Genomic DNA, 14,033 nt, shown 5'->3' on the forward strand with positions numbered 1-14,033 from the left:
TAAACTAACCCCAGAGATCCATCGAATATTTTCGGCAATCTATTTCTGAAATAGAGATAAAGCAGCGCGTAAAAACGGATAATTCGGTGAAAAACCGGGCAAAAGCGCGCTATTCTGGAAATCAACACGCCCAGGCGGCTAACAACCTTTCCCTCCGGACGGCTAAAAAGCATCTTATATTCCTTTTTGCTCTTAGCGGCAGACAAAAGTTCTTTAAAATGCCAATTTTGCAGCCCTACCATTCAAATCATCTCGATACGAATGGGCAAAATGTTATGTCAGTTTTTCATTCCGTTAGCGACCTGATTGGTCATACTCCCCTGCTGCAGCTTCATAAGCTGGATACCGGCCCCTGCGGCCTGTTTCTAAAACTGGAAAATCAAAATCCCGGCGGTTCGATAAAAGACCGCGTCGCGCTATCCATGATTGCCCAGGCAGAGCGCGAAGGAAAATTAAAACCCGGCGGCACGATTATCGAAGCCACCGCCGGCAATACAGGCCTCGGGCTGGCGCTGATCGCCGCGCAGAAAAATTATCGCCTGATCCTGGTGGTGCCGGACAAAATGAGCCGTGAGAAGATTTTCCACCTGCGCGCGCTGGGAGCGCAGGTGCAGCTTACCCGCTCGGACGTTAACAAAGGCCATCCCGCCTACTATCAGGACTACGCCCGGCGTCTTGCCGACGAAACGCCTGGCGCCTTTTATATCGACCAGTTTAATAACGAAGCTAACCCGCTGGCGCATGCCACCACCACCGCCCCGGAGATCTTCCAGCAGCTGGAAGGCGATATCGACGCGATTGTCGTCGGCGTCGGCTCCGGCGGAACGCTCGGAGGGCTACAGGCCTGGTTTGCTGAGCACTCCCCGAAAACGGAATTTATCCTCGCCGACCCGGCGGGCTCCATTCTGGCGGACCAGGTCGAAACCGGACGCTACGGCGAAACCGGCTCGTGGCTGGTGGAAGGGATCGGCGAAGACTTTATTCCGCCGCTGGCCCATCTTGAAGGCGTCCGCAGCGCATACCGCGTCACCGATAGCGAAGCTTTCGCCACCGCCCGCCAGCTGCTGCAGGTTGAGGGCATTCTCGCGGGCTCCTCTACCGGAACGCTGCTCACCGCTGCCCTGCGCTACTGCCGGGCGCAGACAACCCCGAAACGCGTGGTGACCTTCGCCTGCGACAGCGGCAATAAATATTTATCAAAGATGTTTAACGATGACTGGATGCGCCAGCAGGGCTTTTTAAGCCGTCCATCGCGCGGCGATCTCAGCGATTTTATCGCTCTGCGCCACGACGAAGGGGCAACCGTCACCGCCGCGCCGGACGATACCCTGGCGGCCATCCTCGCGCGTATGCGCCTCTACGACATCTCGCAGCTGCCGGTGCTGGAAAACGGCCGGGTCGTCGGCATTGTCGACGAATGGGATCTGATTAGCCACGTCCAGGGCGACAGTCAGCGCTTTTCTCTGCCGGTCAGGGAAGCAATGACGCGTAACGTGGAGACCCTGGATAAGCACGCGCCGGAAAGCGCGCTGAAGGCCATTTTCGATCGCGGCCTGGTGGCCGTTATCGCCGACAACGATCGTTTTCTTGGCCTCATTACCCGCAGCGATGTGCTGACCACCTGGCGTAACCGACTCGAACAGTAAGGACTTCTCAATGACAAATTTGCATACCCTGAGCGTACATAGCGGCGCATTTACCGATGAACACGGCGCGGTGATGCCGCCTATTTATGCCACCTCCACCTTTGCTCAGCCCGCGCCGGGCCAGCATACCGGGTACGAATATTCGCGCAGCGGCAACCCGACCCGTCACGCGCTGGAGACGGCGATTGCCGACCTGGAAAGCGGCACGCGCGGTTACGCCTTTGCTTCCGGTCTGGCGGCCATCTCAACCGTGCTGGAACTGCTGGATAAAGACAGTCACCTGGTCGCCGTCGACGATGTCTACGGCGGCACATACCGGCTGATTGAAAACGTTCGCCGCCGCAGCGCCGGCCTGCGGGTAAGCTGGGTGAAGCCCGACGATCTGGCGGCCATCGAAGCAGCTATTCGGCCCGATACGCGCATGATCTGGGTTGAAACGCCGACCAACCCGCTGCTTAAGCTGGCCGACCTCAGCGCCATCGCCGCCATTGCGCGGCGGCACAATATTATCAGCGTTACCGACAACACCTTCGCCTCGCCGGCCATCCATCGTCCGCTGGAGCTGGGCTTTGATATCGTGGTGCATTCGGCGACCAAGTATCTTAACGGCCACTCCGATGTGGTCGCCGGGCTGGCGGTGGTCGGCGACAACGCCGCGCTGGCGGAAAAGCTGGGCTATCTACAAAACGCGGTTGGCGGCGTGCTCGATCCGTTCAGCAGTTTCCTGACGCTGCGCGGTATTCGTACCCTGGCGCTGCGTATGGAGCGCCACAGCAGCAATGCGCTGCTGCTTGCCGAGTGGCTGGAGCAGCAGCCGCAGGTCGAAAGAGTCTGGTTCCCGTGGCTGGCTTCGCATCCGCATCATCAGCTGGCGCGCAGGCAAATGGCGCTTCCCGGCGGGATGATCTCCGTGGTGGTCAAAGGCGATGATGGCTACGCCGAACGGATCATCCGTAAGCTGAAGCTGTTTACCCTCGCGGAGAGCCTCGGCGGCGTGGAAAGCCTGGTGAGCCAGCCGTTTAGCATGACCCACGCGTCGATCCCGCTGGAGCAGCGGTTAGCCAACGGCATTACTCCTCAGCTGATTCGTCTGTCGGTAGGCATTGAAGATCCGCAGGATCTGATCGCCGACTGGCGCCACGCGCTGCGCGACTAAGCAGATTGCCCGGCGGCGGCTAACGCTTTGCCGGGCCGACAAGCCCCCCATCACATCAGGCCCGCCGCCCGGCAGAGACTTAAGCACTCTGCCCGTTGTGGCGCTGCCCCTGCAAAAGATGCTCAACAAACCGCGTCAGCTTCGGCAGCGGCCGCAGATCCTGCCGCCAGAGTAAATGAACCGGCCTCGGCTGCGGGGTATACGCCTCCAGCACGCGCACGAGTTTGCCGCACTCGAGCGCATCCGCCAGCAGCACTTCCGGCTGCAGCAGCAGTCCAGCTCCGGCGATCGCCGCCGTTCGCAGGGCATAGCCATCATTGCAGCGCAGGACGGCATCGCGCTTCCAGCGGACGCCCTCCTCGGCGCCCGGCAGCTTCCACTCATTGCGCGCGGTCCACACCGTATGCGACAAACAGAGGTGATCGGCCAGGTCCGCAGGCGTCATCGGGGTACCGTAGCGGGCTAAATACCCGGGCGCGGCGCAGATCGTCATCCGGTAGGGCGCGAGATACTTTGCTACCAGATCGTTATTGCGGATCTCGCCGATGCGGATCGCCAAATCGATACCTTCATCCACCAGATCGACCATCCGGTTAGTCAGATCCAGCTCCACGCGCACGTCGGGCCAGGCCCGGAGAAAAGTGGCGGCCAGCGGAGCAATGACGCAGGCGCCAAACGACGTTGGCGCGCTTACCCGCAGCGTCCCCGCGGGCGCGATCCGCAGCCTCTCCACCGCGCTCTCGGCGATTGAAACCTGTTCAAGGACGCGTTTCGCCTCGTCAAAATAGACCCGCCCGGCGTCGGTGAGGCTCTGGCGGCGGGTATTGCGCTCAAGAAGACGGGTATTAAGCTGCCGTTCGATCAGCGCGATATATCTCCCGACCATCACCGCCGACATATCGAGGCGCGATGCGGCTTCGGTAAAGCTTCCGCACTCCACCACCGCAATAAAGGTCTCCATCGCCCGCAGCTTATCCATATTACAAACTCCTGGTTAGTAATCATTTAACTTTTAGCCAGTTTATCCGATATTTGTTTTATTAAAGAATAGCCTCTCATCCGAGAGAGGAATCTGCTATGAAAATCATCGTTATTGGCGCCAGCGGTACCGTTGGCCGCGCGGTTGCGCAAGAGTTAAGTCAGCGTCATGAGGTTATTCACGTCGGCCGCACTCAGGGCGACTATCAGGTGGATATCACCTCACAGCAAAGCGTAGAGAACCTGTTTGAGAAAATCGGTCAGGTAGACGCGATTGTTTCCGCCACCGGTAATCTGTTCTTTGGCCCGCTGGCGACCATGACCGATCGCGATTTCAACCAGGGCTTACAGGATAAGCTCCTGGGGCAGATTCGCCTGGCGCTGACCGGCCAGCATTATCTTAACGATGGCGGCTCGATTACGCTGATTAGCGGGATCGTGGCGCATGAGCCTATCGCTCAGGGCGTCAATGCCACCACCGTGAACGCCGGGCTGGAGGGGTTTGTTCGCGCCGCCGCTTGTGAACTGCCGCGCGGGATCCGTATTAACCTGATTAGCCCCACTGTATTAACGGAATCGGCGGCAGCCTACGACGGTTTCTTCCCCGGCTTTGCCAGCGTCCCTGCCGCCAGCGTGGCTCAGGCCTACCGCCGCAGCGTGGAAGGCGTTCAGAGCGGGCGGATCTATCGGGTCGGCTATTGACCGACACCGCAGCGGGCTGGAGTCAGGCTGCCGGCCCGCGACGGCGCTTACATCCTGTGCCTGCAGCGGTTACACTGGTTCTTCAATTTGCTTTATTGAATCACTCATGCTGAAGAAACTCGCTTTTATTATCCCGCTTATCGCGCTTATCGCCCTGCTTATCTGGTGGTTCACGCCGCGCTACTCCGCAGAGGACGAAGCGTACTACCGCTCCGTTTTCTGCGTGATCGACCACCAGGATAGCCAGACATTTCTCCGCGATATGGAAAATATCATTGAAGGCGGCAATTCAGATTATGCGCTGCATAAAGCCCATTACGTTCCCGCGCTGGGCCAGCGGATGCTGGACACCTGGCAGCAGCTCACTCCGGAAGAGCAGAAAAGCCTCGGCCAGGATCAGCAGCGCTGCCGCCAGCTGATGAGCGAAAAACAGCGTTCACGCTAAACAGGCGCGCGGCGTAAAACGCAGCGCTGAAAGGAAAGGTAAAACAGAAATGATGTTTCACAAGATGATGGACAGCCGCAGCCCTCATGACGACTGCGGTTGCCTTTACCAGAAAAAGTAGTTGATCTGGTAGCGTCTAGCTCTTATTTTGCTTCTCAGTTTTTAAACGAGATGAAACTGATGCCTACTATTACCGCCAGTAGTATGAAAGAAGCAAAAGAGTTAATGAACTGTGGCAAATACAGAGAAATCGTTCTCAATTTCGATATTGATGCTGACGATTTCTTCACCCTCGCCACCTCACAATCAGCCACAAAAGTGACCATTACGGACAGAAACAATCGCTCATCGGTAAAAGCAGAAAAATAATAAAAACCCCTGAGGCTTCTTATGTTGTTAGCTATTGGTACCATCGCTGTCGCTTTTCTCTCCTCATTGATGCTGATCTGGCTTGACGATCGCATTGCCGACCAGGATTAAACCCCGGGCTGGCGATAAGCCGCCAGAACCCCAGCACTACGTTTCTCTCGCCCGTCGTCAGCGATGACGGGCGATGCCAAAACCGCTCACGCCATTCAACTTCAGTTCCCCTCATTGCGCTCGCCGGACAGGCAAAGATTAGCCTGAATTCAGGCCGTTAATAGAAGAAACGTGGGCGGAGAGCGCTCCGCGCCGACCAGCGGCGCGAAGCAAGGCGATTACAGCGATTTCGCCAGGCGCTCGACGGCGGTCATCAGACCGTCAGCCGATACCGTAGAGTAGGAGAGACGCAGCGTGCGGGTATCCGGGTTGTCGTTATAGAACGCTTCCCCAGGCACGTAGACCACGCCGTTTTCCAGCGTTTTCTTCATCCATTCCATGGTATCGAACGGATAGCGGAAGCGAGCCCACAGGAACATACCGCCTTTAGGACGGCTGAACTCCAGATGCTCGCCAAGCTGCGATTCCAGCGCGTCGGCCAGCGCCACGCACTTCTTGCGGTAATCTTCGCGGATCAGGGCAATCTGCTTTTCCAGACGGTTCATGCTCAGGTATTCCGCAGTGATGACCTGCGATAGCATGTTGGTGTGCAGATCCGCCGCCTGCTTGACGATCACCGTCTGCTGCGCCAGCCAGTCCGGCATCACGATCCAGCCAATACGCATCCCCGGCGCGAGGATCTTGGAGAAGGTGGAGGTATACACCACCTGATCGACACAGCCCAGTTCAACCGCGTGCTGATACAGCGGACGGCGCACTTCATCGGTGAAGCTGATTTCACCGTACGGATCGTCTTCAATGATCACGAAGTCGTGCTTTTTCGCCAGCTCAACCAGGCGACGACGGCGCGCTTCGCTGAGGGTCTTCCCGCCTGGGTTGCCAAACGTCGGCACCAGGTAAACGGCTTTCACGCGCGTGGTTTCCAGCAGATCGGCCAGTTGTTCCACCAGCATGCCGTCATCATCGGTATCCACGCTGAGAATATTGGCCTGCGCCAGCTGGAAGACCTGCAGCGCCGCCAGATAGGTCGGGCGCTCAACGACAATCGCATCGCCCGGATCGAGGAGCGTGCGGGCGACGATATCCAGCGACTGCTGCGAACCGGAAGTGATATAAACGTGGCTTGCCGGGCAGTCCACGCCGCGCGCGTGACACAGTTCGCTGACGGCCTGACGCAGCGGCGGATAACCTTCGGTCAAACCGTACTGGAACGCATCGTTAAAGCGCCCGTTCATCACCTGCTGCACCGCCAGGTTCAGGCCTTCGGTATCAAAAAGCTCCGGAGCCGGAATGCCGCCGCCCAGGGAGATCACGCCGGGCAGTTTACTGTGCTTGAGGAGTTCGCGGACGGCGGAGGGCTTAAGTTCACCCGCGCGGGCGGCGAGTCGCCGATCGTGCATACTATTTTCCTTTTCTGTCTTGTTGTTGTGATGTTTTATCTGTTTTTTACCGATAACTCCCCCGGTCGCACTATGCTCACTGGGGCTACGGGTTCGTATGTTCGGTAGCCCGGACAGATGCGCAGCATCGCCTCCGGGATATTCTTCAGCATCCTGCGGCCTTCCCCCGGGAGCGGCGCGATGCGCCTTGCCCGGGCTACAAATGCCGCAGGTGACGAGAACCGCAGCCCGGATAAGGCGCTCACCGCCGTAATCCGGGATAAAATTTAACGGCTATCGTTGTCTTTTAGCACGATTAGCGGCTCAATATCGCTCTCTTTTTTGACCACCAGAGAATCGTCTCCGCGCAGGCAGGTACCGCCATAGTTACCGCCAACCGTAAAGGTGCAAACCTGGATGTATTTGCCATCCACCTTCGGCAGGCACCACAGCTGCTGGTAAATATTTTTGCGATCGAAAAACTGGCCGCTGGTTTTATCCAGCACTTCATCCTGCGGGCCAATCAGATCGATATTGCTGCCGCAGCGGCCTGAGATTGGCTTAACCGCATAGCCGCTTTCCGCCAGCTGCTCGTTGACCACAAAATCGGTATCCAGGAGATAACGATGATTAGGGAACAGCGACCAAAGCACCGGCAAAATCGCCTTGTTGCCGGGGATAACCGTCCACAGCGGCTCGAAGACTAACACTTCCGGGCGCAGCAGGACGTCAATCAGACGCACTTCATTATCAGGGTGCCCGGTACGGATCGGCACCGCCGCGTACTCGTCGGCGCTGACTTCGCGCACCTGCTCAATGGCGGTCTCCCATGCCCAGGTTTTCCAGACACAGTTGACCAGGCGTCCATCGGCATCAATTAACTGCCCGGCGGCATCCCAGCGCAGCTCATCAAGGCCGTAAAGAATTTTGCTCTCGAAACCGGCCTGCGTCAGCGAACGCTGGATAAACTGCGCGTGGTAGTTCTCCTCCAGATCCTTATCCTGCATGATGTGCACGAATGGGCGCGCCCGGCTGTGCTTCCACGCTCCGGCAAGCTCATCGAGCAAGTTTTCCGCGGGGTTATGGCCGGTGCCGCAGTAGCCCTGCTTCAGCCACTGTTCGAGGATCAGCCCGCCTTCGGTATGACAGGACGCGGAGTCGGCGTTGTACTCATACACCTTGAGCCCGCGCTCATCCATACAGAAATCCATACGACCGGTAATCATATGATGGCGTCGGCGCTGCCACGAGAGGCGCAGGCGCGGCCAGAGAATTTTCGGAATATCGAACAGCGCCAGCAGGCTATCGTCCTTCATCACCTTGTCGGTAGCGTGCAGGTACATCAGATGCAGCTCGTTGGTGGCTTTGATGAGCTCCTGCTCGGCGCTTTCGGTAATAGTGAAATACTGGTAAGGGTCTTTATTGATGACGTGGCCGTTGGCTTCGACATAGGCTTTTTGCAGGGAATCTTTCTCGTTGAGCCAGTTGCCGCGAAACTGGCCTTTGTTCGGCAACCGCGCGCCTTTTATCGCCATCGCCTCACCCGGCAGCACTGGCTGCGGCAGGCTGTGTTCGGTATCGGCGGTTTGGATCATCCAGCCGAGGATTTCGGTATCGGCAAAGGTGTCTTTAATCGTGTAGAGGCCATTTTTCACTTCCAGCGTCAGCTCGCGGGTCCACTGCTGCCCCTGCGGTAGCGGCGAGTGAATCACGTTCTGTTCGGCGATCCTCACCTTGTTCCCTACCAGCTGAGTAATGACCGCCACGTGGCCCGTGTGCTTGAACTCGCCGCCTTTCTGCCAGATCAGCAGCGAGCCGGCGATCGGCGGACGACGAGAGCCGTTGGCGAACGCCTGCAGCGGCAGAATATTGTCGTTGACCACCTCGCGTAAAAAACGCAGGGAGAAAATCTCGTAGGCCATGCCGACATCGGTGAAAACAAAACCGTAGGTGAGGAACAGAAAGCGGCGCGCGAACTCCACGCACTGCCATTTATGCCCCATATACTCATTACCGATATAGCTGCGGAACGTGGCGTCATCCGGATAATCTTGCGGATTTAAGCTACTGTAATTAGATGAATAAATCGCCACGCCGCCCGGTGCGTAGCCTAATAGTGTACCAAACGGGGCGTCACTGCTTGTCGAACCTTTGCTCATTTAGCCTGACCTCAAATTAATGCAGCCCGGGCAGTTGGCGAAACAAAACTCCCTCTTCTTATCCTGCCGCAGGCACTTACCAGACAGAGGTGAAGTGATGATACCACTCATTCGATTCGCTAATCGTGCCCTTAAGGAAAATAAGCCTGCGCCCCCGGGCAAAAGTGATATCGTTATTTGAGATAAAAAAATTATCAGGAGCCGACAATGAGCACACCTTCGCATCTGACCGCCCAACCGCTGGTCTGGGGTCATGGGCCACGCACCTTTGAGGTGTTCCTTGAACCCACATGCCCCTATTCCGTTCGCGCCTTTAATAAGCTTGATGACCTGCTGGATGAAGTTGGCGCAGATAACGTGACGATCAAAATACGTTTGCAGTCTCAACCGTGGCATCTGTTTTCCGGCGTCATCGTCCGCTGTATTCTCGCCGCGTCAACTCTCCCGCACGGCCGCGAGCAGGCGCATAAGGTGCTTAAAGCCGTCGCCGACCACCGCGAAGAGTTTGAGTTTACCGACCACTGTAGCGGGCCGAATATGGACGCCACGCCGCAGCAGATTATTGAACGTCTCGAACGCTACAGCCGCGTCTCGCTGGCCGCAGCGTTTGCCCGCCCCGAGCTGCAAAACGAGATCAAATGGCATAGCAAATACGCCCGCCAGAACGGCATCCACGTGTCGCCGACCTTTATGGTTAATGGCCTGGTGCAGGCGGATCTCGGCAGCGGCGACGACGTCAGCGTATGGGCCGCGCGGATTCTGGCTTAGACCGGCGCTCCGGCACGGTAACGTCACGACTTCAACACCTCACTAAAAAGGCAGATCAGCATGTCAGAGAATAACTACCAGCCACCTAAAGTGTGGGAATGGAAGCAAAACAACGGCGGCGCATTCGCCAATATCAACCGCCCGGTCTCCGGCGCAACGCACGAGCGGGAGCTGCCGGTGGGCGCGCATCCGCTTCAGCTCTATTCGCTGGGGACGCCCAACGGCCAGAAGGTGACCATCATGCTGGAAGAGCTGCTGGCGTTAGGCGTTAGCGGCGCGGAATATGACGCCTGGCTGATTCGCATCGGTGAAGGCGATCAGTTCTCCAGCGGCTTTGTCGAGGTTAATCCAAACTCAAAAATCCCGGCGCTCCGCGACCATTCTACCACCCCGCCAACCCGCGTTTTTGAATCCGGCAGCATCCTGCTCTATCTGGCGGAAAAGTTCGGTTTCTTCCTGCCAAAAGATCCGGCAGGCCGCACTGAAACCCTCAACTGGCTGTTCTGGCTGCAGGGCGCGGCCCCGTTCCTCGGCGGCGGCTTTGGCCACTTCTTTAGCTATGCGCCGGTGAAAATCGAATACGCGATAGACCGCTTTACGATGGAAGCCAAACGCCAGCTTGACGTGCTGGACAAGCAGCTTGCCCGCGGTCGTTTTGTGGCGGGAGAAGAGTACACCATCGCCGATATGGCCATCTGGCCGTGGTACGGCAACGTGGTGCTGGGGAATGTCTATAATGCCGCCGAATTCCTTGATGCCGGAAGCTATAAAAACGTGCTGCGTTGGGCGCAGGATGTTGGCAATCGCCCCGCCGTACAGCGTGGACGCATGGTTAACCGTACCTCTGGCCCGCTCAATGAGCAGCTTCATGAGCGCCATGCCGCCAGCGACTTCGAAACGCAAACCGAAGATAAGCGCCAGGCGTAACGCTCTGGCCCACCGGAGGCGCCCGCCTCCGGTTTTTAGCTTTCCAGCCGATAGCCCGCCATAAAGTAGCGCATCGCGGTCGAAGAACCGCCCTCTTTGAAGAAGTCCATCACCATGTCTCTTTCCAGGCCATAGCGACGAGTGAGGATCCCCGCTTCCCAGGCGCTGAGCTGGCGGTCGCCGGTTTTTTCAAACATGCGGTGCGAGTAGCCGAGCACAAACCCGCGTTTATAGTCGGTGCAAAAATTCGCCGCATGCGCGGCGGTGTCAGCATGGGATGCCTGTAGCCCCGCCATTAAGCCTTTTCCAAAATGATTTTCCATCGCGCTCTCCCAATCGTTATATAATAAATTATATAGCGATTTTTTGAGCGAGCGGTAGCGCTATTTATGGCGTTTGCGCTAGCGTAAATACTTTTCAAACCACGCCAGCGTACGTTGCCAGGCCAGGTCAGCCGCAGCCCGATCGTAGCGCGGCGTGGAATCATTATGAAAGCCGTGATTCACGCCCTGATAGAGATAGGCCTCGTAGACTTTATTATGCGCCTTCAGCGCCTGTTCATAGGCGGGCCAGCCTTCATTAATGCCGCTATCGAGTCCGGCGTAATGCAGCAGCAGCGGCGCTTTAATTTTATCGACCTCCTTCAACGGCGGCTGGCGACCGTAAAACGGCACCGCGCAGGCCAGCTCCGGGATCGCCACCGCCGCCGCGTTGCTGACGCCGCCGCCGTAGCAAAAACCGGTGATACCGACCTTCCCCGTCGCCTGCGGATGCTTCGCCATAAATTCGACCGCCGCAAAAAAGTCATTCATCAGCTTCACGGGATCGACTTTCTGCTGTAGCGCGCGGCCTTCATCATCATTCCCCGGATAGCCGCCGACGGAGCTCAGGCCATCCGGCGCCAGCGCGATATACCCCGCTTTCGCTACCCGCCGGGCTACGTCTTCAATATAGGGGTTCAGGCCGCGGTTCTCATGAACCACCACCACGGCGGGCGCTTTGTCGGCTATTTTCGTCGGCGTCACCAGGTAAGCCCGCACTTCGCTGTGGCCATCAGGAGAGGGATAATGAATATACTCCGGGCGGATATCCGGGTCGGTGAACGGTACCTGCTCTGCCAGGGCATAGTCGGGCTTCAGCAGATTAAACAGCGCCAGCGCGGTCATCCCGCCGACGGTATATTTCCCCGCCAGCTGGAGAAACTCGCGTTTGCTGATTTTGCCGTGGGCATAGTAGTCATAATACTCGAGCAGCTGCTGCGGGAAATCTTTGGCCGTTAATCGCGTCATCACCCTGCCTCCGTTGTTAAGCGCCCTTTAAGCAAAGCAGAAGCCCGGACATACGCCAGCGCAGAAAAGCAGAAACGGGGAGAAAAAAGCCCAGCGGCTAACGCCGCCGGGAGAGAAGGGATCAGTGTTTCACTTTGGTCAGACGATCGAGGTAGCCCATAACAAAGGCCGAGAGCACAAAGGTCAGGTGGATGATGACGTACCACATCAGCTTATTGTCCGGGACGTTTTTCGCATCCATAAACACCCGCAGCAGGTGAATGGAGGAGATCGCCACGATGGAGGCGGCAACCTTATTTTTCAGCGACGTCGCGTCCATTTTTCCCAGCCAGCTGAGTTTTTCTTTACCCTCGTTAATATCCAGCTGCGAGACAAAATTTTCATACCCGGAGAACATCACCATCACCAGCAAACCGCCCACCAGGGTCATATCCACCAGCGACAGCAGGGTCAGAATCATATCCGACTCACTGACGCTAAAAATATGCGGCAGTATGTGGAAGATCTCCTGAAAAAATTTGATGGTCAGCGCAATCAGACCGAGCGAGAGGCCAAAATAAACCGGCGCCAGCAGCCAGCGCGAGGCGTACATAGCATTTTCCAGAAAGCGTTCCATAAGATCCTGTCAGTTAACATAAACGGCCGCCATTATATCGCAACAGGGTAACGTTATAGCAACAGGCGTCCAACAAGAGGGCGATTCAAGGAGATAAAAAAAGCTGGCGCAAGGCCAGCCTGAGGAGATGCGTGGAAAGGGGGGATTACTTCGCTTTGACGGTTTCTTCGCCCACCAGACCAATCTTCAGATAACCCGCCTGATGCAGGGTATCCATAACTTTCATCATCGTCTCGTAGTCCACGGTTTTATCCGCACGGAAGAAGACCGTGGTGTCTTTCTTACCTTCGGTCAGCGCATCCAGAGACGCAATCATGTTCTCGTCAGTAATGGGGTCATTGCCGAGGAACATGGTTTTGTCCGCCTTCACCGACAGATAGATCGGTTTGTCCGGACGCGGCTGCGGCTGGCTGGAGGACGCAGGCAGATTGACCTTCACGTCAACGGTCGCCAGCGGCGCCGCCACCATAAAGATGATCAGCAGCACCAGCATGACGTCGATAAACGGCGTCACGTTGATGTCGTGCATTTCGCCGTTATCATCGAGGTTTTCGTTAAAATGCATCGCCATAGAGCATCAACCTACGCGTAATTTCTGGGCGGTACGTACCGGCTTAACGCCGCTGGCGCTCAGGTCCAGATCGCGGCTTTGCAGCAGCAGAACCTGGGCGGCGACATCGCCAAGGGACGCTTTGTAGCTGGCAATCATTCGGGCGAAAATGTTATAGATGACGACCGCCGGAATCGCAGCGAACAGGCCGATTGCTGTGGCCAGCAGCGCTTCCGCGATGCCCGGAGCAACAACCGCCAGGTTAGTGGTCTGGGTCTGGGCAATCCCGATAAAGCTGTTCATGATGCCCCAGACGGTACCAAACAGGCCGACGAACGGGGAAATCGCGCCGATGGTCGCCAGATAACCGTTGCCGCGTCCCATGTAACGACCTACCGCCGCGACGCGACGCTCCAGTCGGAAACCGGTACGCTCTTTAATGCCTTCGTTATCTTCAGAACCCGCAGAAAGCTCAAGCTCATTTTGCGCTTCGTTGATCAGCTGCGAGGTCAAGCTTTTCGCATCGAAACCGTTAGCGATATCGCTGGCCTGGTCGAGAGAGCGTGCTTCAGCAACCAGCTGCTGTTCGCGCTTGAGGCGGCGCTTGCTGGCCAGGATTTCTGCGCCTTTGCCGAAAAAGATAGCCCATGTAACGACCGACGCCAGAATCAGGCCGATCATCACTACCTTAACGACAATATCGGCATGATGATACATACCCCAAACGGAGAGATCCGCCTGCATCAAATTATTACCCACACTGTATCTCCAGGACGTAAATCACAAAATCTGCGCACAATAATATCAAAACGACATCGAATTGATAGTGGTTCTCATTAGTATTTACACTGTGCAGCAAATCACGTTTATTTTCCTTGCGCTTACGCAGTAAAAAAGTTGCTGACCCCGCGGTTAGTAAAATTTTTACCTGTATCCGC

At 56.9% G+C, this 14,033-nt stretch carries 16 protein-coding genes; 7 read left to right on the plus strand and 9 right to left on the minus strand.

Going from position 1 to position 14,033, the window contains the following annotated elements:
- The first annotated feature begins 275 nt into the window (after window positions 1–275).
- Both ABLV12_RS07115 and ABLV12_RS07120 read left to right on the plus strand, forming a co-directional pair.
- Complete coding sequence (locus ABLV12_RS07115) at window positions 276–1,646, plus strand: cystathionine beta-synthase (protein ID WP_064397229.1); 1,371 nt, start codon at window positions 276–278, stop codon at window positions 1,644–1,646.
- A 10-nt stretch (window positions 1,647–1,656) separates the two neighbouring features.
- Window positions 1,657–2,802, plus strand: a complete 1,146-nt coding sequence (locus ABLV12_RS07120; protein ID WP_049112486.1) for a PLP-dependent aspartate aminotransferase family protein — start codon at window positions 1,657–1,659, stop codon at window positions 2,800–2,802.
- A gap of 79 nt (window positions 2,803–2,881) precedes the next feature.
- On the opposite strand, the gene ABLV12_RS07125 is transcribed toward ABLV12_RS07120, so the two are convergent.
- Complete coding sequence (locus ABLV12_RS07125; RefSeq protein WP_348866944.1) at window positions 2,882–3,781, minus strand: LysR family transcriptional regulator; 900 nt, start codon at window positions 3,779–3,781, stop codon at window positions 2,882–2,884.
- A 98-nt stretch (window positions 3,782–3,879) separates the two neighbouring features.
- Here ABLV12_RS07125 and ABLV12_RS07130 point away from each other — a divergent pair, with 98 nt between their 5' ends.
- The 3 genes from ABLV12_RS07130 (at window position 3,880) to ABLV12_RS07140 (ending at window position 5,296) form a co-directional block, all read left to right on the plus strand.
- The gene (locus ABLV12_RS07130) at window positions 3,880–4,482 is read left to right on the plus strand and encodes a short chain dehydrogenase (RefSeq protein ID WP_348866945.1); all 603 of its coding nucleotides are present in this window, start codon (window positions 3,880–3,882) and stop codon (window positions 4,480–4,482) included.
- Window positions 4,483–4,588: 106 nt separating this feature from the next.
- Window positions 4,589–4,927, plus strand: a complete 339-nt coding sequence (locus tag ABLV12_RS07135) for a hypothetical protein (RefSeq protein ID WP_004105787.1) — start codon at window positions 4,589–4,591, stop codon at window positions 4,925–4,927.
- 180 nt (window positions 4,928–5,107) lie between these two features.
- Window positions 5,108–5,296: a hypothetical protein gene (locus ABLV12_RS07140; protein ID WP_004105789.1), complete on the plus strand. Its 189-nt coding sequence runs from the start codon at window positions 5,108–5,110 to the stop codon at window positions 5,294–5,296.
- A gap of 329 nt (window positions 5,297–5,625) precedes the next feature.
- Here ABLV12_RS07140 and ABLV12_RS07145 read toward each other — a convergent pair whose 3' ends face one another.
- From ABLV12_RS07145 to ABLV12_RS07155, 3 genes are all read right to left on the minus strand, one after another.
- The gene (locus ABLV12_RS07145; RefSeq protein ID WP_064397091.1) at window positions 5,626–6,807 is read right to left on the minus strand and encodes a PLP-dependent aminotransferase family protein; all 1,182 of its coding nucleotides are present in this window, start codon (window positions 6,805–6,807) and stop codon (window positions 5,626–5,628) included.
- 266 nt (window positions 6,808–7,073) lie between these two features.
- Window positions 7,074–8,945: a bifunctional glutathionylspermidine amidase/synthase gene (gss, locus tag ABLV12_RS07150; protein ID WP_004105796.1), complete on the minus strand. Its 1,872-nt coding sequence runs from the start codon at window positions 8,943–8,945 to the stop codon at window positions 7,074–7,076.
- A gap of 76 nt (window positions 8,946–9,021) precedes the next feature.
- Entirely contained in the window at window positions 9,022–9,153 is a 132-nt protein-coding gene (locus ABLV12_RS07155; protein ID WP_306344562.1) for a hypothetical protein, read from the minus strand.
- Between ABLV12_RS07155 and ABLV12_RS07160 the strand changes: the two genes are divergently transcribed.
- Complete coding sequence (locus ABLV12_RS07160; protein ID WP_004115608.1) at window positions 9,153–9,713, plus strand: thioredoxin domain-containing protein; 561 nt, start codon at window positions 9,153–9,155, stop codon at window positions 9,711–9,713. The genes ABLV12_RS07155 and ABLV12_RS07160 overlap by 1 nt on opposite strands.
- A 60-nt stretch (window positions 9,714–9,773) precedes the next feature.
- Window positions 9,774–10,640, plus strand: coding sequence for a glutathione-dependent disulfide-bond oxidoreductase (gene yghU / locus ABLV12_RS07165; RefSeq protein ID WP_004105799.1), 867 nt, complete (start codon window positions 9,774–9,776; stop codon window positions 10,638–10,640).
- A gap of 35 nt (window positions 10,641–10,675) precedes the next feature.
- On the opposite strand, the gene ABLV12_RS07170 is transcribed toward yghU, so the two are convergent.
- From ABLV12_RS07170 to exbB, 5 genes are all read right to left on the minus strand, one after another.
- The gene (locus ABLV12_RS07170) at window positions 10,676–10,963 is read right to left on the minus strand and encodes a DUF2623 family protein (RefSeq protein ID WP_004105801.1); all 288 of its coding nucleotides are present in this window, start codon (window positions 10,961–10,963) and stop codon (window positions 10,676–10,678) included.
- Between the two features lie 78 nt (window positions 10,964–11,041).
- Window positions 11,042–11,929 (minus strand): YghX family hydrolase, encoded by an 888-nt coding sequence (gene yghX / locus ABLV12_RS07175; protein ID WP_023330039.1) that lies wholly within the window; start codon window positions 11,927–11,929, stop codon window positions 11,042–11,044.
- Between the two features lie 121 nt (window positions 11,930–12,050).
- Window positions 12,051–12,545: a TIGR00645 family protein gene (locus ABLV12_RS07180; RefSeq protein ID WP_004105804.1), complete on the minus strand. Its 495-nt coding sequence runs from the start codon at window positions 12,543–12,545 to the stop codon at window positions 12,051–12,053.
- A gap of 145 nt (window positions 12,546–12,690) precedes the next feature.
- Window positions 12,691–13,116, minus strand: coding sequence for a TonB system transport protein ExbD (gene exbD, locus ABLV12_RS07185; RefSeq protein ID WP_335270412.1), 426 nt, complete (start codon window positions 13,114–13,116; stop codon window positions 12,691–12,693).
- 6 nt (window positions 13,117–13,122) lie between these two features.
- A complete protein-coding gene (gene exbB, locus ABLV12_RS07190) occupies window positions 13,123–13,854 on the minus strand; it encodes a tol-pal system-associated acyl-CoA thioesterase (protein ID WP_004105812.1) in 732 nt (243 codons plus the stop codon).
- Between the last annotated feature and the right edge of the window lie 179 nt (window positions 13,855–14,033).

Origin of the sequence: Klebsiella sp. CN_Kp100 (assembly GCF_040065315.1) — a bacterium.
GTDB lineage: Bacteria > Pseudomonadota > Gammaproteobacteria > Enterobacterales > Enterobacteriaceae > Klebsiella > Klebsiella oxytoca.